Here is an 18,466-nt window from a genome sequence, read left to right as displayed (position 1 = left end):
GCCCGGCGGCAATTTCCAATCAGGCTGTTCTTGACACTGCTGGCCAGCTCCCCGGCTCCAGCGCGGTTGTGCGCATCGATGCGTAGGTGTTGGGCTTGATTTCACCGGCGTGCTGGCGTGTCCACGGACCTGATTGCTGAAAAGACTTCTCTTATCGTCAATTTGGAATAAAAGCAGTAGGAGGTAAGATGCACAAGCAGTGGTTGGCTCTGGCGTGCGGGGTCGCGGTGATGCCCGCGCTGGTTCATGCCCAGGAAGTGGCGGGGAAAAGCACGGATCAGACCGAGAGCGCGGAGGAGCGCGCCTGGGACATCGAACTGGAAGCCGCGTATCTTCTGAAAAGCGGGAACAGCAATTCCGAATCCATCGTCGGCAAGGCCAACGCCACCCACGAAGGGCTTGACTGGCGACAGACCGCCAAGGCCGAAGCGGTCAACACCACCGGTGAAGACGATGACACCGGTGACGACGAGCGCACCGCTGAGCGTTACTATGCGTCCTACCAGCTGGACCGCAAGTTTGATGATAACAATTACCTGTTCAACGTTCTGACCTATCAGAAAGACACTTTTTCCGGCTATCAGTACCAGGCCAGCTACGCGTTCGGTCTTGGCCGCCGCTTTATCGACACCACTGCCCACACCCTGGATCTTGAAGCCGGTCCCGGTTATCGCGTGGAGTGTATCGAGCCGGAGAACTCTTACTTTTCTTGCGATGACAAACAGGAAAGCGCGATTGCTCGTTTTGCTGGCAAGTATCAGTGGGTGATCAATCCCAACGCCACTTTCAAGCAGAACCTGATTTCCGAAGTGGGCGAAGAAAACACCACCCTGCGTTCGGAAACCTCGCTGACCTCGAAGATCAACGATCACTTCGCCATGCGCCTGAGCTACCTGGTGACCCGGGATTCCGAAGTGCCGGCGGGCACCCACAAGACCGACCAGGAAACCACTGTTTCCGTGGTTTATACCTATTAAGGATCGATAAAGGTCTACCGGCCGCCGCGGCGGTGGCCGGCGTTTTCGGCTTTCGGCGGAGAAGGCGGGCACGCTTTCACGCAACACGCAGGCACGCCAAACCCCAATGATGGGACGGCAGTGGGGAACAGAGCGGGCGCGCAGACCGGGGGCGACCAACAAATACGAACAATAAAAAAGCCGACCCGAGGGCCGGCTTTTTTAATTTGGTCGGAGTAGCAGGATTCGAACCTGCGACCCCTACGTCCCGAACGTAGTGCTCTACCAGGCTGAGCTATACTCCGAATGTGCGGGCGTATTCTAGCAGCGAAATTTTAGAATGCCACCGTTTTGCCCGGCTTTTTTGCCGGCCGCCTATATTCTGGCCAATCCCCGCCACGAGAGGCACAATGCGGCCCCCGCTGGTACCCGAAATCGTGATTATTGATGGCCGAGACCCTTTCTCCGTTCGCTCCTCTGACGCTTCGACGCTGGCCCCGCCGCCGTGATGAAACCCTGCGCGCCTGGGACGCCGCCGATCTGTATCTCTGGCGCAGCGGGCAACAGGAGCAACGGGGCCCGGCGACGCTGGTGGTCAATGATCAGTGTGGCGCTCTGTGGTTGTCGGCGTTGGCGAGCGGCCCGGCGTGGAGCGCCGGGGATTCCTGGCTGGCGTGGTGCGCCGCCGAGGCCAACGCCCGGGACAACGGCGTCGAATTGCCGGAGGGCGGCTGGCTGTGGCCCTGGCGGCAACCGCCAGCGTCGGTGGACCAGGTGCTGATGCGGGTGCCCAAAGAGAATGCCTTGCTGGAAGCGCAGCTTGCCTGGCTGGCGACCTCGCTGCCCGCTGGCACACCGATCTGGCTGGCCGGTATGGACAAACATCTGCCGCCGCAACTGGTGCCGCTGATGCAGCGCTATCTGGGCAATGGCCAGGCCGGGCTCGGCTGGAAAAAGGCACGCCGTTTCCAGGCGGTGGCGCCGGGCGGCGCGCTGGCGCGGGCGCCGGAGCCGGCGCGGGTCGCCGTGTCCGAGCGCGGTTGGCGCTTGCAGGCCGGGCCGGGCGTGTTCGGCAGCCAGCATCTGGACATCGGCGCGCGCTTTATGCTCGAGCATCTGCCAACCGGCGTGGCCGGCGACGTGGCGGACCTGGGCTGTGGCAACGGCGTGCTGGGCCTGGCGCTGGCGGCGGACAACCCGGCGGCGCGGGTCACCTTTTGCGACGAATCGGCGTTGGCGGTGGAGAGCGCGCGGGCTAACGCGGAGGCGCTGTTCGGGCCGTCACACCGGCACCGCTTTCATTTGGGCAATGGCCTGGACGGCCGACAAGAACGGTTCGATCTGATTCTATTGAACCCGCCGTTTCACCGTGGCCACGCGGTGGACGAGCAGGTGGCGCGCACCTTGTTTCGGCACGCCCGGCGCCATCTGGCGGCGGGCGGCGAACTGCGGGTGGTGGCCAACCGGCATCTGCGATATCAGCGGCCGCTGGCAAAGCTGTTCGAGCAGGTGGAAGTGATCGCCAGCAACAGCAAATTTCTGATTTACCGCTGCCGCTGAGCGCCGCGCCGGAGCGTGGGGTGGGTGTTCACAGCTCAATGGCGTCGAATGACGTCACTCTGGGGTGGCGGCTGTCGGCGATGGCGCCTTCGCGATCCAGCAGGATGGTGGCCAGGCCCGCCTCCCGGGCCGCGTCCAGCTCCGCTTCGATGTCCGAGAGAAACACGATATCGGCGGCGGCGAGACCGATCGCGGCCTGGATGCGCCGGTAGCTTTCAGGCTCTTGTTTGGCGCCGCTGGTGGTGTCGAAGTAACCGCTGAACAAGGGTGTCAGATCGCCCGCTTCGCTGTAGCCGAAGAACAGTTGCTGGGCGGCAATGGAGCCGGAGGAGTAGACGTACAACTCGTGGCCCTGGTTGTGCCAGTGGCGCAATTGCTGAGCGGCGTCGGGGTAAACGTGAGCCCGGTAATCGCCATTCTCGTAGCCGGCCCGCCAAATCATGCCCTGCAGCGCTTTCAGTGCGGTGATCTTGCGGTCTTCGGCGATCCAGCGGCGCAACAGCGTGGCGGCGGAGTCCGCGTCGGCCAGGGCTTCTCCGCTGTCGGCGCGGGCCGCCTGGATCTGTTCGATCACCTCCGGGGTGTCCCAGTGACGGCGCAGAAACGGTGCCATTTCCTGGTCCGCGTAGGGGAACAGCACTTCCTTGACGAACGAGATGCTGCTGGTGGTGCCTTCGATGTCGGTGAGGATGGCCCGCACGCTCATCGGCTCAGTTCTCCAGCCGGTTGAAACGAAGGGCGATGTCCTCACCGGTGAACTTCGCCACCCAGCCTTCCTCGTTGTTGAACAGGCGAATCGCCACGAAGCGCGGATTGGGGCCCATGTCGAACCAGTGCGGCGTGTTGGCCGGCACCGAGATCAGATCGCCCTTGGTGCACAGCACCTCGTAGACCCGCTCACCGATGTGCAGGGTGAACAGCCCCTGGCCTTCCACGAAGAAGCGCACTTCATCTTCACTATGGCGGTGTTCATCAAGGAATTTGCCTCGCGCCACGGTTTTCTGCGGGTGGTCCGGCGTCATGCTGACCACATCCACGGTCTGGTAGCCGTCTTCGCGTTTCAGGCGCTCGATGTCCTCGCGGTACGCCTCGATCACCTCGTCCTGGCCGGGGTTGTCGCTCAGTTTTGCGTTCGCCTGCCATTGTTCGTAGCGCACGCCGACCTTGGCCAGTTCCTCGGCCATCGCCAGCTTGTCGTTGACGATCAACTCCGGGCTGCCAGGCTCGCCGTCGCGAAAAACCTTCAGGTTGCTCATTGTGGAATCCTCGTTATCGACGTTCGCGCCAGCCGGCCCGGCGGCGCGGTGACTTATAGTCAATGGGCACTCAATGCGCCGGGGGCAACCGGCGCCGATCCAGTTCCACCGCCAGCAGCACTTCCAGGGCTTCCAGCTGACGGTAGCAGGCCGCCATGTCGGCGGCCCAGGTATAAAGGCCATGGCCGCGAATCAGATAGGCGTGGCCGGCTTCGCCCCGGTCCATCGCCTGGTCCACCTGATGGGCCAGGGCGGCGATGTCCTGGGTGTTGTCGAACACCGGAATGGTAAGCCGGGTGTCGTGGGTTTGCACACCATCAAGCGCCTTCAGCAGTTCATAGCCTTCCAGCACCAGGGCATTGTCTGGCCAGTGCATGGTCAGCACCGTGGACGCGTGGCTGTGGGTGTGCAGAACCGCGCCGACCTGATCCAGGCGCCGGTACAGTTGGGTATGCAGAAGGGTCTCGGCGGAAGGCCGGCCCGGGTCGGCCACCGGGTGGCCGTCCAGGTCCACCACCATGATGTCGGTTTCTTGCAACAGCCCTTTGTCGCGCCCGGAACGGGTGATCGCCGCGTGGCCGGCGTTCAGCCGCATGGAGTAATTGCTGCTGGTGGCCGGCGACCAGCCCTGCCGGTACAGACGCTGCCCGGTGGCGGCCAGGGTGCGGGCGGCCTCCCGGAAGGCGCTGGTGGAGTACGGTCTGGATGTCATCTCGCGTTCTCCAGATGGGCCGCCACGCGGTCGCGGTCGGGTCGCTGAATTACCCCGTGCTCGGTGACAATGGCGGAGATCAGCGCGGCCGGAGTAACGTCGAACGCCGGATTGTAGACAGGCACGTCGGCGGGGGCGATGGCCTGCCCGCCCAGTTGGCGCACTTCGTTGCCATCCCGTTCCTCGATGACGATGCCGCCACCATCGGCCATGCGTGGGTCCACGGTGGACAGCGGCGCGGCGACAATAAACGGCAAATCATGGTAACGGGCCAGCACCGCCAGGTTGTAGGTGCCGATTTTGTTGGCGGTGTCGCCGTTGGCGGCGATGCGATCGGCACCGACCACCACCGCGTCCACCTTGCCCTGGGCCATCAGCAGGCCGGCGGCGCTGTCGGCCACCAGGGTGACCGGAATGTTTTCTTGCATCAGTTCCCAACTGGTCAGCCGGGCGCCTTGCAGCCAGGGGCGGGTTTCGCCAGCGATCACGCTGTTGAGCACACCGCCGCGCCAGGCGGCGCGGACAATGCCCAGCGCGGTGCCGTAACCGCCGGTGGCCAGCGCGCCGGTGTTGCAATGGGTATAGACGGTGGCGTTGGCCGGCAGCAGGGCGGCGCCGTACTCACCGAGCCGTTGGTTGGCGGCCTGATCCTCCTGGTGAATGGTCTCCGCTTCGCGGATCAGGCGGTGCGCCAGGGCGTCGCCGCGCAGGTCGGCGGCGCGTTCCCGCAAGCGCGCCAGCGCCCAGAACAGGTTGACCGCCGTGGGCCGGCTGCTGGCGAGTCTCTCCAACGCTGGCGCCAGCCGTTCCAGGCTGGCGCGCTCACCCAGAAGGCGGGCTTCCAGGGCCAGGCCATAGGCCGCGGCGATGCCGATCGCCGGCGCGCCGCGTACCGCCATGTCGCGAATCGCGTCGGCGGCGTCGCTGGCGTTCTGGATGCTTAACCATTCGGTTTGGTGGGGCAGGCGGCGCTGGTCGAGCAGCAGCAGATGATCGTCCAACCAGCGGATGGCGGGGCTGTCAATCGGCATCTGGGGCTCTCTCTTGCTGTTGGATCGGATTCAGGGGCGGGCGATGGTAGCGGCGGCGAATCCAGTTGACCGCGCGCAGCACGCTTCGGCGCCGCATGATAGCGCGTTCCAGGCGGTATTTCCCCGGAAAGGTGCTGACCATCAGGGCGATCAGCAGGGTCAACAAACCCTGGCCGGGCAACACCAGCATCAGAATGCCGGCCACCAGCAACAGCACCGCCAGCGCGTTGCGCAGCGCCCACACCAGCCACGCCAGCGGTCCGCGCAGCCCGGTGGGGCGGCGGCGCCTGTTGAAGTAGTCCTGGGGCATGCGCACCACCATCCACGGTATCGCCAAGGTGGAGACAATCGCCATCACCACGCCGGTGAGCGTGAGCACGGGCAGCCAGGGTTCCAGCACGTCGATCCAAGGCGCCAGCCAGGCGGGCAGGGCGGTCTTCAAAGGGGTGATCTCCAGGGCGTGGCGGAATGAACGGCAAGCACACTGGCCAGGTGGATTCCGGGCGGTGCTCCGGCATGTACAATGGCGCCATGGATGAACAAATTCAATCGCTCCACTGGCCCCTGGTGTTGCGTCGCGGGCAACAGCGCGTCGAGCTGCATCCACTGGCGTTGCAGGTGGAATGTCATTACCTGGTGGCGCTGGCCGGTGATGCCGCGCGGCCGCAACGCGAGCACGGTCAGGGGCCGCTGGTCAGCCGGGCGCTGGCGGAATCCGCCGGTCGCGGCGTGGCCCGGGAATTGTTGCGCCAAGGCTACTGGATCAGCGAAGAAACACCGCGCTGGCAGCTGCCGGCGTGGGATTGGCGGCGCCGCGTCAGCGCGGCACGGCACGGCCATCAAGTGGACGTCACGTTTCACCCGGAGGATGTCTGGCCATGGCCTGGAAGTTAGTACTGGCGGCGCTGCTCGGGCTGGCCATTGGCGCGGCGCTCGGCGCGCTGGCGTGGCGATGGATGGCGCGGCGCCAGCGGCGGCGGGATCAGGCGCGGCGCTACCGGGAGATCCTCGACAGTCTCGGCATCCTGTGCCGGGCGCTGTTGGAAAATCAGGTTGAGAGCAGCGAGGCGAGCATTCGCATCAGTGTGCTGTTGGATTGTTTGCCCGGTGGCCTGCAGCCGCGCGTGGATGTCGCCGCCTTGCATCGCCTTGCCCACGATTGCGCGGTGTTCCACCGCGGTGAGAACCGCCGCCAGTTGAGCCGTGTTGCCCGCGATGGCGAGGACCGCCGCCGTCGCGACCTGGAGCTGGCCCAAGCGCCAGCGGTGCGCGCGGCCACCCAGCGGCTGGCCGGGGTCATCGATGACTGGCGCCTGGCGGTGTCGTGAGGGCGCCGTCAAGGCCTGGCCGTGGGGGAGACTGGCTCTATTGACGCGCCCGCCAGTCGGCGTGGCGGCCCGCTGAACAAAAGGCTTGAAGTATCATGCGCGGCTCCCAAGTAAGCCGAGCAGATATCCATGACTCAATCCACGCTCTATGTCGCCTTCCCGGCCTCCGATCTTCTGCGTGAGCGCATCGATGCTTTTATCGAAGCGGTGAACAGCCAGCCTGACGGTAACCACGTTGCCAGACTGGAGGCGATCATGGACCCGTTTCTCGACGAAGTGCTGCACACCTATTTCACCGGGCCCATCGATGCGGTCAAGGCCAAGGGTACCGCGGTGAACGTCATGCTCGGGGCCATGAAAGTGATCAGCAAGGCCGCCCACGGCCTGGCATCCAGGTTAATGCGCAAGACCAGCAGCGGCGAACAGCAAGCCCTGGCCAAACACTTCGCCGCGCTGCGCCTGGAAAAAGACGGCAAGGTGTACGTGGGCTACCCGCTGGCGCCGTCGCTGGCCGAGCGCGCCTCGCTGGTGTTCCAGGAGTTCGCCAACGGCGATGGGCAGATGGCGCATCTGGTCGAGGTGATGGACGGTATCAGCAGTGGCGCGGTGGAAAATTACCTGGATAAGACCGTGGGCAATCTGGAACTGGGCAGAATCAACCGGGGGCTGGTGGCTGGCGCCCGGGCGACCATCAAGAAGGCGTCGGCATCGTCGGTGGAGCGCGGCATTCCCGCCATGGAAAAACAGTACCGCCAGCCGGTGGTGGCGTACTTCGAATCGCTGTTGTTGCAACCAGAATAGTTGCAACCAGAATCGTTGCGGCCCTGATCGCGGGCGACCCGGATACCGCGAGCCCCGGCCTGGCCGAGGCTCGCGGTGGTGAGTCAGGAGGTGGCGGAGGGAGTAGTGGCGGTGGTTTTAGCCGCTGCTTTCCTGGCCGGACGTTTCCTGGCGGCGCTTTTCTTTGCCGGGCTCTTTTTCGCGGAGCTGCTTTTCGAGGCCGCTTTTTTTGACGCGCTGCTTTTTGCCGTTTTTTTCGCCGGCGTCTTGCGCGCGGCGGCTTTCTTCACCACGGCCTTCTTTTTGGCGGCTTTTTTCGCCGGCGCAACCTTACTCTCGATCTCCTTGGCCCGCTTCTCCAGGTCGTTCTGATACTGGCTGATCACGCGGGCCAGGCTGTTGGCCTGTTTGGCGGTGGCTTTCAGCACCCGCACCTCGGTTTCCAGAAAACGCTTGCGGGCTTCGGATTCGTCCACCCGTTTGCGCGCGTCGTCGACGGTGTTGCGTGCACGGTCGAGCTGACGCTTCACCGTGGCGTTGGCTTTCTGACGGTATTCGGCTTGCAGTTTTTCCACCCGGTTGAGGCTTTCCCGACGACGCTGAACTTCATCGTTGAGCCGTTGCCGGGATTTATCCAATTGCGATTCCAACTGGCTGATCTGTTTCTCTCTTTCTTTGTCGAAGCGCTCCGCGAGTTTACGGATTTGCGACTGCAGTTCGTCGAGACGATCTCGTACTTTATTAGCGGCCATGAATCACTCCCTTTCCCCGTGGTGGTATCGATGCAATCCGAACACCGGATTGCCTGAAACTGTATGTCACATTTTTCGGCTGGACAACCGCCGCGCGCGGGCGGATCACGGCTTTCCGGTCAATTTTCGTAACCGGGCGAAAAGGCCGGCCGGCCATTGTGGTTTGCCGGTTCAGCGGTAATACTTTTTCATCCACGTTCAGCAGGTGTGCTATGCCGGTCTCATTCGATGGCAAACTGGTGGTCGCGATCAGTTCGCGGGCGCTGTTTGACCTCAGCGACAGCCACGCGGTTTACCAGCGCCAGGGGCTGGATGCGTTCCAGGAATACCAGACCGCCCACGAAGACGATGTGCTCAGGCCGGGCGATGCGTTCCCGCTGGTCACCAAGCTGCTGGCGATCAATCAGCACGAAGCCGGGCGTGGCAGGGTGGAAGTGATTCTGCTCTCGCGCAACAGCTCGGACACCGGTCTGCGGGTGTTCAACTCCATCGAACACCATAAATTGCCGATTACCCGCGCCGCCTTCGCCGGCGGTCTGAGCCCGCACCGTTACGTGTCGGCGTTTGGCGCCCATCTGTTTTTGTCCACCGATCCGGAGGACGTTCGCCAGGTACTGGACGCCGGCTACGCGGCCGCCACCATCCTCGCCGGCGGGCCGCTCGACCCCCAGGATGGCGTGCTGCGAATCGCTTTCGATGGCGACGCGGTGCTGTTCTCCGATGAGTCCGAGCAGTTATTCCAAAGCGACGGCCTGGAAGCGTTCGCCGAGAACGAACGGCTGGCGGCGCGTCAGCCGCTCAGCGACGGGCCCTTCAAACCCTTCCTGGACGCGCTCCATCAGATACAAAAGGCGTTTCCAGTGGACGACTGCCCGATCCGCACGGCGCTGGTCACCGCGCGCTCGGCGCCGGCTCATGAGCGGGTGGTGCGCACGCTGCGCACCTGGGGCGTGCGCATTGACGAGAGCCTGTTCCTGGGCGGGTTGCCGAAAGGGCCGTTCTTGAAGGCGTTCGGCGCCGATGTGTTTTTCGACGATCAACAGGGCCACTGCGAATCCGCCCGCGAGCACGTCGCCGCCGGGCACGTGCCCCATGGCATTTCCAATCGCCGCTCGGAGCCGTGATCGACGCCGTTGCCAGTCGGGTTCACTGCATCTATGCTTTGAATGAATAGCTGCCTATATTTTTATAACGCAATCGGTCTTGGTGGCCATGATGACGGGTCGCCGGGTTGGCCTTGATCCATCGTGGCCCGGCGGTACCTGATTTCCGTGGTTCCCCAGGGCACCGCGAATTGCCTTTGGCAAGGAGCTTTTGATGAAGCTGCAGCAACTCCGCTATATCTGGGAAGTGGCGCGCCACGACCTTAATGTGTCGGCGACCGCGCAGGCGCTTTATACCTCCCAGCCGGGGATCAGCAAACAGATCCGCATGCTCGAAGACGAGCTCGGGGTGGAAGTGTTCGCCCGCAGCGGCAAACACCTGACCCACGTGACCCCAGCCGGGGAGGCGATTCTCAGAATCGCCGGCGGCATCCTGCAGCAAACCGACGCCATCAAACGGGTGGCGCAGGAGTTCCGTGACGAGACCAAAGGCGAACTGAGTATCGCCACCACCCACACCCAGGCCCGCTACGCGTTGCCACCGGTGATTCAGCAGTTCACCCGGCACTTCCCGGATGTCTCGCTGCATATGAATCAGGGCACGCCCATGCAGATTTCCGAGATGGCCGCCGACGGCGGTGTTGATTTCGCCATCGCCACCGAAGCGCTGGATCTGTTCAGCGACCTGGTGATGATGCCCTGCTACCGCTGGAACCGCACCGTGGTGGTGCCCGAAGGCCACCCTCTGACCCAGGTTAAACCGCTGACCCTGGATGCACTGGCGGAGTACCCGCTGGTCACCTACGTATTCGGCTTCACCGGCCGCAGTAAGCTCGACGACGCTTTCGCCGAACGGGGCCTGGAGCCCAAGGTGGTGTTCACCGCCGCCGACGCCGACGTGATCAAAACCTATGTGCGCCTGGGCATGGGTGTGGGCATTGTCGCGCACATGGCGGTGGACCCGGTGGAAGACAAAGGCCTGGTGAATCTGGACGCGGGCCATTTGTTCGAACCCAGCACCACGCGCATCGGTTTCCGCAAGGGCACCTTCCTGCGCGGCTATATGTATGAGTTCCTGCAGTTGTTCGCCCCCCATCTGACCCGCGAGCGGGTCGACGCCGCCGTGCACGCCGGCAGCCGCGAGGAGCGCGACGCCCTGTTCGCCGGGCTCGACTTGCCGGTGCGCTAACAGCCCGCCAGGCGCCGTTGCAATGCGTCGGGCCGGCGGCTACATTGTGCCCGCCAAACAACCGCCAAGGGGATCACCGTGGAACTGCTTTGTCTCGATCTGGAAGGGGTGCTGATTCCGGAAATCTGGATCAACTTCGCCGAAAAAACCGGCATCAAGGAACTGCGCGCCACCACCCGGGACATCCCCGACTACGATGAGCTGATGAAGATGCGGCTCGGCATTCTCGATCAGCATGGCTACGGCCTGCCGGACATCCAGGCGGTGATCGACACCCTGGAACCACTCGACGGCGCGGTGGAGTTCGTGGAATGGGCCCGCGAGCATTTTCAGCTGATCATTCTTTCCGACACCTTCTACGAATTCGCCCGGCCATTGATGCGCAAGCTGGGCTCGCCGACCCTGCTGTGCCACCGGCTGGCGGTGGACGAAAACGGCCGCATCACCGACTACCTGCTGCGCCAGAAAGACCCCAAACGCGCCTCGGTGAAAGCGCTGCACACGCTTAATTACCGCATCATCGCCGCCGGCGACTCCTACAACGACACCACCATGCTCAGCGAAGCCGACCAGGGCATCCTGTTCCACGCCCCGGACAACGTGATCGCCGAATTCCCCCAATTCCCCGCCGTGCACAGCTACGAAGACCTGAAACGGGAGATTGTTAAGGCCAGCGACAGAGCGCTGCCGGTATAACAGAGTTGAAAGTTGAAGGTTAAAAGTTGAAAGGCCGATACCGAAACGTCGTACCGCGGCCTCTGGCCGAAACTGTGTGTTTTTGGCAAGCGCGGGCACTGCCTTGTCGAACCGGGTAGCCTCTACCGCGTTTCAACTTTTAACTTTCAACTTTCAACACTGAATTTCCAGCGCCTCCATCAATTTCCTGACCTTAAACCAACTCTCCTCATACTCCTCATCGGCGTTGGAGTCGTAAACGATGCCGCCGCCGCCGTGGCAGTGGATGCGCTCGCCGTCGGTTTGCAGGGTGCGGATCAGGATGTTGCTGTCCAGGTTGCCGTGTTCGTCGAGGTGGAAAAAAGTGCCGCAATAGGCGCCGCGCGGGGCGGGTTCGAGCTCTTCGATGATCTGCATGGCGCGCTTTTTCGGGGCGCCGGTGATGCTGCCGCCGGGAAAGGCGCGGATCAGCGCGGTGAGCGGGTCGATGCCCTCGCGCAGGGTGCCGTGCACGGTGGAGACCAAATGCTGCACGTTGCTGAAACGGCGCAGTTCAAACAGCGGTTCGGCACGGATCGAGCCAGGGGCGCAGAACTCGCCCAGGTCATTGCGCAGCAAATCCACGATCATCAGGTTTTCCGCCCGGTCCTTGGGATGGCCGAGCAGGGCTTCGCCGAGCGCCCGATCTTCGTGTTGATCTTTTCCCCGTGGCCTTGAGCCCTTGATCGGTTCACTGTCGATCCGGCGCCCGCGAACGCGCAGAAAGCGTTCCGGCGAAACACCGAACACGGCGTCGTCGCCGTGGCGCATAAAGCAGGCGTGTGGCGCCGGGTGGGCGGCCAGCAGGCGCAGGAAGGCCGCCATCGGATCGCCCTGCCAGCGCGCCGAGAAGCGCTGCGCGTAATTCACCTGATAGCAATCGCCGGCGCTCAGATACGCCTTGATGCGGGCCAGAGCGGCCTGGTACTGACGCGCGCTTTGTTCAGCGCGGAATGCGGCGGTGAGGGTGAACGGCCCTGGCGAGGGTAGGGCGCTGTCGTGCGGTGGCTGGCGGTACAAATACACCCGGGCGGCGGCGGTGGCGGCGGGTACCCGGTGCAGATGGGCGCCGCATTCATAGGGGATCATCCCACAGGCGAAGCGGAATCCTTGCGCCATGGCCGCCGCCACGCGGCCGGGCAGGGCGCGCAACGCGTCCGCGCCGGCGGCTTCAAGTCGGGCGTCCGGTGGTCCAAGGGTGACCAGGGAACCCTCTCTGACAAAGGCGGCATGGGGCTGTGCGGGCATAGAAACAGGGCACCGACGTGCAAACAGGGGCGCGCGATGGCCCGGGAAGCGGCTTAGTTTAGCGATCCCGGCGCACGGACGCGACCGGCATGATTGTCGACAATGGCAATTGAAACCGAGACCTTTCAGGTATAAAGTCGCCCCCAGTTCATTTCATTGTCGACAATGAGGCTCCATGGCGTCCGATCCGCATCGTCTTTCCGAGGACACCACCCGCACCCTGGCGGAGCGGGTGTTCGCGCGTCTGCAGGACGACATCGTGCGCGGTGTGATCGCCCCGGGGAGCAAGGTCAGCGAGACCGGGCTGGCGGGCCGCTATGGCGTCAGCCGTGGGCCGCTGCGAGAGGCGATCCGGCGGCTGGAGTCGCGCAAGCTGCTGGAGCGTGAAGTGCATGTCGGCACCCGGGTGGCGTCGCTGAGCTTCGCCGACCTGATCGAAATCTACCATGTGCGCGAAGCACTTGAAGGGATGGCCGCGCGGCTCGCCGCCGAAAACATGAGTGCCGCCGAGGTCGCCGGGCTCACCGATTTGCTGGGCCAGCACGAGCAGCAGCAGGATCTGCGCGAGGACACCGCCTATTTTCAGCGCGAAGGGGATCTGGATTTTCACTATCGCATCATCCAGGGCAGCCATAATGGCACCCTGATCCGCATGCTGATCGGCGAGCTCTATCACCTGGTACGCATGTATCGCTACCAGTTCAGCACCACCTCCAACCGGCCGCAGAAAGCCCTCAACGAGCACCGCCGCATTGTCGAGGCCATCGAGGCCCGGGACGGCGAAATGGCGGAGCTGTTGATGCGCCGCCACATCAGCCGTGCGCGGGAAAACATTGAACAGCAGGCCGGCGGCGCCGGCTTTAAATCGTAATCAGGAGAGCATCATGAGCCGTACCGAAAGCGCGGGCGCCCGTTTCCGCCGAGCCCTGGCCGAGGAACAACCTCTGCAGATCATCGGCACCATCAACGCGTACACCGCGATGATGGCGGAACAGACCGGTTACCGGGCGATTTACCTGTCCGGTGGCGGTGTCGCCAATGCCTCCTACGGGCTGCCGGATCTGGGCATGACGTCGATGAACGACGTGCTCGAGGACGTGCGCCGCATCAGCGCCGCCTGCGACACGCCCTTGCTGGTGGACATCGACACCGGCTGGGGTGGCGCCTTCAATATTGGCCGGGCGATCAAAGAGATGATCCGCGCCGGCGCCGGCGCCGTGCATCTGGAAGACCAGGTGGCGCAGAAGCGTTGCGGCCACCGGCCCAACAAAGAGATCGTGTCCAAGGAAGAAATGGTGGACCGCATCAAAGCCGCCGCCGACGCCCGCACCGACGACGACTTCTTTATCATCGCGCGCACCGACGCGTTCCAGAAAGAAGGCCTGGAATCGGCGGTGGACCGCGCCCGCGCCTGCCTGGACGCCGGCGCCGATGGCATTTTCGCCGAGGCGGTGCACACCCTGGAAGACTACCAAGCGTTCGCCAAGGGGCTCGACGGCGCGCCGCTGCTGGCCAACATCACCGAATTCGGCGCCACCCCGTTGTTCACCCGCGATGAGCTGCGCGACGCCGGCGCCAGCATGATTCTGTACCCGCTGTCCGCGTTCCGGGCGATGAACCAGGCGGCACTGAACGTGTACCGCGCCATCCGCGAAGAAGGCACCCAGAAAAACGTGGTGGACAGCATGCAGACACGCATGGAACTGTACGATTTCCTTGGCTACCACGACTACGAACGTAAGCTCGATGAGCTGTTCGCCAAAGGCAAGGCGTAACCGCGTCGGCCGCATCAAACTGATTCGTTTCAACCGATAAAGAGGAAAAGGACGATGGCAGAGAAGCAACTCGGCGGAGCCGGCCTGCGTGGCCAGGTCGCCGGCAAAACGGCACTCTCCACGGTGGGCAAAACCGGTTCCGGGCTCACCTATCGCGGCTATGACGTGAAAGACCTGGCGGAAAACTGCCAGTTCGAGGAAGTCGCGCATCTGATTCTCAAGGGCGAACTGCCCGACCAGGCACGGCTGGACGCTTACAAGAAGAAGCTCAAGGGCCTGCGCGGCCTGCCCCAGGCGCTCAAGGAAGTGCTTGAGCGGATTCCCAAGGACGCGCACCCGATGGACGTGATGCGCACCGGTTGTTCGATGCTCGGCAATCTGGAAACCGAGCAGAACTTCGAGCAGCAGCAGGATGCCACCGACCGCTTGCTGGCGGCGTTCCCGAGCATTATTTGCTACTGGTATCGCTACAGCCACGATGGCGTGCGGGTGGAAACGGAAACCGACGACGATTCCATCGGCGCTCATTTCCTGCATCTGCTGCGCGGCGAGAAGCCCAACGAGCTGCACGAAACGGTGATGCACGTTTCCCTGATTCTGTACGCGGAGCATGAGTTCAATGCCTCCACCTTCACCGCCCGCGTCTGCGCCTCCACGCTGAGTGATCTGCACAGCTGCGTGACCGGCGCCATCGGTACCCTGCGTGGCCCGCTGCACGGCGGCGCCAACGAAGCGGCGATGGAGATGATCGAGAAGTTCAAGGACCCGGAAGACGCCGAGAAAGGCATGCTGGGGATGCTCGAGCGCAAGGAAAAGATCATGGGCTTCGGCCACGCGATCTACAGCGAATCCGACCCGCGCAACGCCATCATCAAGCACTGGTCGGAAAAGCTCTCCAAGGATGTCGGTGATGAGAATCTCTACAACATCTCGGTGCGCTGTGAAGAGGTGATGTGGCGCGAGAAGAAATTGTTCTGCAACGCGGATTTCTTCCACGCCTCCGCCTACCACTTCATGGACATTCCCACCAAGCTGTTCACACCGATCTTCGTGATGAGCCGCCTGACCGGCTGGGCCGCCCATGTGTTCGAACAGCGCGCCGACAACCGGATTATTCGTCCCAGCGCGGATTACGTTGGTCCGGAGCCGCGTAAGGTTGTGCCGATTGCTGAGCGTTAATGCGACACGCTAGACGCCGGACGCCGGACGCCGGACGCTAAACCCTAGGCGTCCAGGATTGGCGTGTTTCCCGCCAACGCCTCGCTGTCTGGCAGGAAACAAGCCGAGCCTTTCAGGCCGGGGTTTAGCGTCCGGCGTCTAGCGTCCGGCGTCTGGCGTCCGGCGTCCGGCGCTTTTCCACCCACCCAGGTAACCCCAAGGCCACCCATGAACACCGAATACCGCAAACGCCTTCCCGGCACCGACTTCGACTATTTCGACACGCGCGCGGCGGTGGAGGCGATTCAGCCCGGCGCCTACGACAGGCTGCCGTATACGTCCCGCATTCTTGCCGAGCAGCTGGTGCGCCGGTGTGAGCCGGCGGCGCTGACCGATTCGCTCAAGCAGCTGATCGAACGCAAGCGCGATCTGGATTTTCCCTGGTACCCGGCGCGGGTGGTGTGCCACGACATTCTCGGCCAGACCGCGCTGGTGGATCTGGCCGGCCTGCGCGACACCATCGCCGAGCAGGGCGGGGATCCCTCGAAAATCAATCCGGTGGTGCCCACCCAGCTGATCGTCGATCACTCGCTGGCGGTGGAGCATCCCGGTTTCGAGGACAACGCCTTCGAGAAAAACCGGGCGGTGGAAGAGCGCCGCAACGAGGACCGTTTCCACTTTATCAATTGGACCAAGACCGCCTTCGATAACGTGGACGTGATTCCGCCGGGCAACGGCATCATGCACCAGATCAATCTGGAAAAAATGTCGCCGGTGGTGCAGGTCAACGGTGGGGTGGCCTTCCCGGACACCTGCGTGGGCACCGACAGCCACACCCCCATGGTCGACGCCCTGGGCGTGATCTCCGTGGGCGTGGGCGGCCTGGAAGCGGAAAACGTGATGCTCGGCAATCCGTCGATGATGCGCCTGCCGGATATCGTCGGCGTGGAACTGACCGGCAAGCTCAAGCCGGGCATCACCGGCACCGATCTGGTGCTGGCGATCACCGAGTTTCTGCGCAAGGAACGCGTGGTGGGGGCCTATCTGGAATTCTTCGGCGAAGGCGCCGACAGCCTGACCGTGGGCGACCGCGCCACCATCGCCAACATGACCCCGGAATACGGCGCCACCGCCGGCATGTTCTTTATTGATAATCAGACCATCGATTATCTCAAGCTCACCGGTCGTGAAGACGACCAGGTGGCGCTGGTGGAAACCTACGCCCGGGAAACCGGTCTGTGGGCCGACGCCCTCAAGAACGTGGACTACGAGCGCGTGCTGCGCTTCGATCTGTCCAGTGTCGGCCGCAACCTGGCCGGGCCCTCCAACCCGCACTCACTGCTGCCGGCCAGCGAGCTGGCCAGCCGTGGCGTGGCTGGGAAATGGGAAGAAAAAGAAGGCGAGATGCCCGATGGCGCGGTGATCATCGCCGCCATCACCAGCTGCACCAACACCAGCAACCCGCGCAACATGGTGGCCGCCGGCCTGATCGCGCGCAACGCCAACCGGCTGGGTCTGGTGCGCAAACCCTGGGTGAAATCGTCCCTGGCGCCGGGCTCCAAGACCGTGAAGATGTACCTGGAAGAAGCCAATTTGCTGCCCGAGCTTCAGACCCTCGGCTTCGATGTGGTGGCCTTTGCCTGCACCACCTGCAACGGCATGAGCGGCGCGCTGGACCCGACGATTCAGAAGGAAGTGATCGACCGCGATCTGTACGCCACCGCCGTGCTGTCCGGCAACCGCAACTTCGATGGCCGCATTCACCCCTACGCCAAGCAGGCGTTCCTGGCCTCGCCGCCGCTGGTGGTGGCCTACGCCATCGCCGGTACCATCCGCTTCGACATCGAGAAAGACGTGCTCGGCCACGACGCCGACGGCAAGCCGATCCGCCTCAAGGACATCTGGCCCGACGACAGCGAGATCGATGCCATCGTCAAAGCCAGTGTTAAGCCGGAGCAGTTCCGAGCCACCTACATTCCCATGTTCGAGAAGAAAGGCGGCGACGAACGGGCCGCCAGCCCGCTCTACGACTGGCGCCCGCAAAGCACCTACATCCGCCGGCCGCCGTACTGGCAAGGCACCATGGCCGAGGCGCGCGCGCTCAAAGGCATGCGCCCGCTGGCGGTGCTGCCGGACAACATCACCACCGACCACCTGTCGCCGTCCAATGCCATCCTGCTGGACAGCGCCGCCGGCGCCTATCTGGATAAAATGGGCCTGCCGGAGGAGGACTTTAACTCCTACGCCACCCACCGGGGCGATCACCTCACCGCCCAGCGCGCTACCCTGGCCAACCCCAAGCTGTTCAACGAAATGGTCACCGACGAGCAGGGCAAAGTGATTCAGGGCTCGCTGGCGCGGGTGGAACCGGACGGGGAAGTGAAGCGCATGTGGGAGGCGATCGAGACCTACATGGAACGCAAACAACCGCTGATCATCATCGCCGGCGCCGACTACGGCCAGGGCTCGTCCCGCGACTGGGCCGCCAAGGGCGTCGCCCTGGCCGGCGTGGAAGCGATCGTCGCCGAAGGCTTCGAGCGCATTCACCGCACCAACCTGATCGGCATGGGCGTGATGCCGCTGCAGTTCGAAGCGGGCACCACCCGCAAGACGCTGGGCATTGATGGCACCGAAGTGTACGACGTGGAAGGTGAACCGGCGCCGGGCGCCGCCCTGACCCTGGTGATTCACCGCGCCAATGGCGATGTGGAGAAAGTGCCGGTGTTGTGCCGCCTGGACACCGCCGAGGAAGTGTCGGTCTACGGCGCCGGCGGCATTCTGCAGAAGTTCGCCAAGGAGTTCATGGCCGACTCGGCCGCCTGAGTGGCCGGCTTTACCCCCTCTCCCTGTCCCTCTCCCTCGAGGGGAGAGGGGACGCTCCAGAAGGCAAGGCGAGCTCTGGTG

The 18,466-nt window shown here is 63.7% G+C and carries 19 protein-coding genes and 1 tRNA gene; 12 read left to right on the top strand and 8 right to left on the bottom strand.

Going from position 1 to position 18,466, the window contains the following annotated elements:
* The first annotated feature begins 188 nt into the window (after positions 1 to 188).
* Positions 189 to 977, top strand: a complete 789-nt coding sequence (locus tag CGS25_RS12440) for a DUF481 domain-containing protein (protein WP_089031927.1) — start codon at positions 189 to 191, stop codon at positions 975 to 977.
* Between the two features lie 207 nt (positions 978 to 1,184).
* Here the strand turns inward: CGS25_RS12440 and CGS25_RS12435 are convergent.
* A tRNA-Pro gene (locus CGS25_RS12435) sits at positions 1,185 to 1,261 on the bottom strand.
* 142 nt (positions 1,262 to 1,403) lie between these two features.
* Between CGS25_RS12435 and CGS25_RS12430 the strand changes: the two genes are divergently transcribed.
* On the top strand, positions 1,404 to 2,516 hold the full coding sequence (locus CGS25_RS12430; protein ID WP_101675668.1) for a methyltransferase: 1,113 nt from the start codon (positions 1,404 to 1,406) through the stop codon (positions 2,514 to 2,516).
* A gap of 28 nt (positions 2,517 to 2,544) precedes the next feature.
* Here CGS25_RS12430 and mtnC read toward each other — a convergent pair whose 3' ends face one another.
* The 5 genes from mtnC to CGS25_RS12405 all read right to left on the bottom strand — a co-directional run bounded on the left by mtnC (position 2,545) and on the right by CGS25_RS12405 (position 5,957).
* Complete coding sequence (mtnC, locus tag CGS25_RS12425) at positions 2,545 to 3,222, bottom strand: acireductone synthase (protein ID WP_101675667.1); 678 nt, start codon at positions 3,220 to 3,222, stop codon at positions 2,545 to 2,547.
* 4 nt (positions 3,223 to 3,226) lie between these two features.
* Positions 3,227 to 3,772 carry a 1,2-dihydroxy-3-keto-5-methylthiopentene dioxygenase gene (locus tag CGS25_RS12420; protein WP_089031924.1) on the bottom strand — a complete coding sequence of 182 codons (546 nt, stop codon included), beginning with the start codon at positions 3,770 to 3,772 and terminating at the stop codon, positions 3,227 to 3,229.
* 70 nt (positions 3,773 to 3,842) lie between these two features.
* Positions 3,843 to 4,484, bottom strand: coding sequence for a methylthioribulose 1-phosphate dehydratase (locus CGS25_RS12415; RefSeq protein WP_101675666.1), 642 nt, complete (start codon positions 4,482 to 4,484; stop codon positions 3,843 to 3,845).
* Positions 4,481 to 5,515, bottom strand: coding sequence for an S-methyl-5-thioribose-1-phosphate isomerase (gene mtnA, locus CGS25_RS12410; RefSeq protein WP_101675665.1), 1,035 nt, complete (start codon positions 5,513 to 5,515; stop codon positions 4,481 to 4,483). The genes CGS25_RS12415 and mtnA overlap by 4 nt, the downstream gene beginning before the upstream one ends.
* Positions 5,505 to 5,957, bottom strand: coding sequence for a hypothetical protein (locus CGS25_RS12405; protein ID WP_089031921.1), 453 nt, complete (start codon positions 5,955 to 5,957; stop codon positions 5,505 to 5,507). Before CGS25_RS12405 ends, mtnA begins: the two co-directional genes overlap by 11 nt.
* A 26-nt stretch (positions 5,958 to 5,983) precedes the next feature.
* Here CGS25_RS12405 and CGS25_RS12400 point away from each other — a divergent pair, with 26 nt between their 5' ends.
* The 3 genes from CGS25_RS12400 (at position 5,984) to CGS25_RS12390 (ending at position 7,644) form a co-directional block, all read left to right on the top strand.
* Positions 5,984 to 6,409: a PA4575 family protein gene (locus tag CGS25_RS12400; protein WP_101675664.1), complete on the top strand. Its 426-nt coding sequence runs from the start codon at positions 5,984 to 5,986 to the stop codon at positions 6,407 to 6,409.
* Positions 6,394 to 6,843 (top strand): DUF2489 domain-containing protein, encoded by a 450-nt coding sequence (locus CGS25_RS12395; protein ID WP_101675663.1) that lies wholly within the window; start codon positions 6,394 to 6,396, stop codon positions 6,841 to 6,843. Before CGS25_RS12400 ends, CGS25_RS12395 begins: the two co-directional genes overlap by 16 nt.
* 129 nt (positions 6,844 to 6,972) lie before the next feature.
* Positions 6,973 to 7,644, top strand: a complete 672-nt coding sequence (locus CGS25_RS12390; protein WP_101675662.1) for a hypothetical protein — start codon at positions 6,973 to 6,975, stop codon at positions 7,642 to 7,644.
* A gap of 83 nt (positions 7,645 to 7,727) precedes the next feature.
* Here CGS25_RS12390 and CGS25_RS19030 read toward each other — a convergent pair whose 3' ends face one another.
* On the bottom strand, positions 7,728 to 8,375 hold the full coding sequence (locus CGS25_RS19030; RefSeq protein WP_157933824.1) for a hypothetical protein: 648 nt from the start codon (positions 8,373 to 8,375) through the stop codon (positions 7,728 to 7,730).
* A gap of 212 nt (positions 8,376 to 8,587) precedes the next feature.
* Between CGS25_RS19030 and CGS25_RS12375 the strand changes: the two genes are divergently transcribed.
* The 3 genes from CGS25_RS12375 (at position 8,588) to thrH (ending at position 11,363) form a co-directional block, all read left to right on the top strand.
* Positions 8,588 to 9,499 (top strand): 5'-nucleotidase, encoded by a 912-nt coding sequence (locus CGS25_RS12375; protein WP_101675660.1) that lies wholly within the window; start codon positions 8,588 to 8,590, stop codon positions 9,497 to 9,499.
* A 193-nt stretch (positions 9,500 to 9,692) separates the two neighbouring features.
* Positions 9,693 to 10,667, top strand: coding sequence for an HTH-type transcriptional regulator CysB (gene cysB, locus CGS25_RS12370; RefSeq protein WP_089031916.1), 975 nt, complete (start codon positions 9,693 to 9,695; stop codon positions 10,665 to 10,667).
* Between the two features lie 78 nt (positions 10,668 to 10,745).
* Complete coding sequence (thrH, locus tag CGS25_RS12365; protein WP_101675659.1) at positions 10,746 to 11,363, top strand: bifunctional phosphoserine phosphatase/homoserine phosphotransferase ThrH; 618 nt, start codon at positions 10,746 to 10,748, stop codon at positions 11,361 to 11,363.
* A gap of 153 nt (positions 11,364 to 11,516) precedes the next feature.
* Here thrH and CGS25_RS12360 read toward each other — a convergent pair whose 3' ends face one another.
* Positions 11,517 to 12,629 carry an anthranilate synthase component I family protein gene (locus CGS25_RS12360; RefSeq protein ID WP_101675658.1) on the bottom strand — a complete coding sequence of 371 codons (1,113 nt, stop codon included), beginning with the start codon at positions 12,627 to 12,629 and terminating at the stop codon, positions 11,517 to 11,519.
* A 175-nt stretch (positions 12,630 to 12,804) separates the two neighbouring features.
* Here CGS25_RS12360 and CGS25_RS12355 point away from each other — a divergent pair, with 175 nt between their 5' ends.
* The 4 genes from CGS25_RS12355 (at position 12,805) to acnD (ending at position 18,385) form a co-directional block, all read left to right on the top strand.
* Complete coding sequence (locus CGS25_RS12355; RefSeq protein ID WP_101675657.1) at positions 12,805 to 13,500, top strand: GntR family transcriptional regulator; 696 nt, start codon at positions 12,805 to 12,807, stop codon at positions 13,498 to 13,500.
* 13 nt (positions 13,501 to 13,513) lie between these two features.
* Positions 13,514 to 14,404 carry a methylisocitrate lyase gene (gene prpB, locus CGS25_RS12350; protein WP_089031912.1) on the top strand — a complete coding sequence of 297 codons (891 nt, stop codon included), beginning with the start codon at positions 13,514 to 13,516 and terminating at the stop codon, positions 14,402 to 14,404.
* A gap of 54 nt (positions 14,405 to 14,458) precedes the next feature.
* Positions 14,459 to 15,583 (top strand): bifunctional 2-methylcitrate synthase/citrate synthase, encoded by a 1,125-nt coding sequence (prpC, locus tag CGS25_RS12345; protein WP_089031911.1) that lies wholly within the window; start codon positions 14,459 to 14,461, stop codon positions 15,581 to 15,583.
* A gap of 207 nt (positions 15,584 to 15,790) precedes the next feature.
* Entirely contained in the window at positions 15,791 to 18,385 is a 2,595-nt protein-coding gene (gene acnD, locus CGS25_RS12340) for a Fe/S-dependent 2-methylisocitrate dehydratase AcnD (RefSeq protein WP_101675656.1), read from the top strand.
* Positions 18,386 to 18,466: the final 81 nt, after the last annotated feature.

The sequence above is a fragment of the Alloalcanivorax mobilis genome, from assembly GCF_002864685.1.
Classification (GTDB): Bacteria; Pseudomonadota; Gammaproteobacteria; order Pseudomonadales; family Alcanivoracaceae; genus Alloalcanivorax; species Alloalcanivorax mobilis.
The sequence above is the reverse complement of the archived record's forward strand: the minus strand, read 5'-3'. Positions and strand labels throughout refer to the sequence as shown.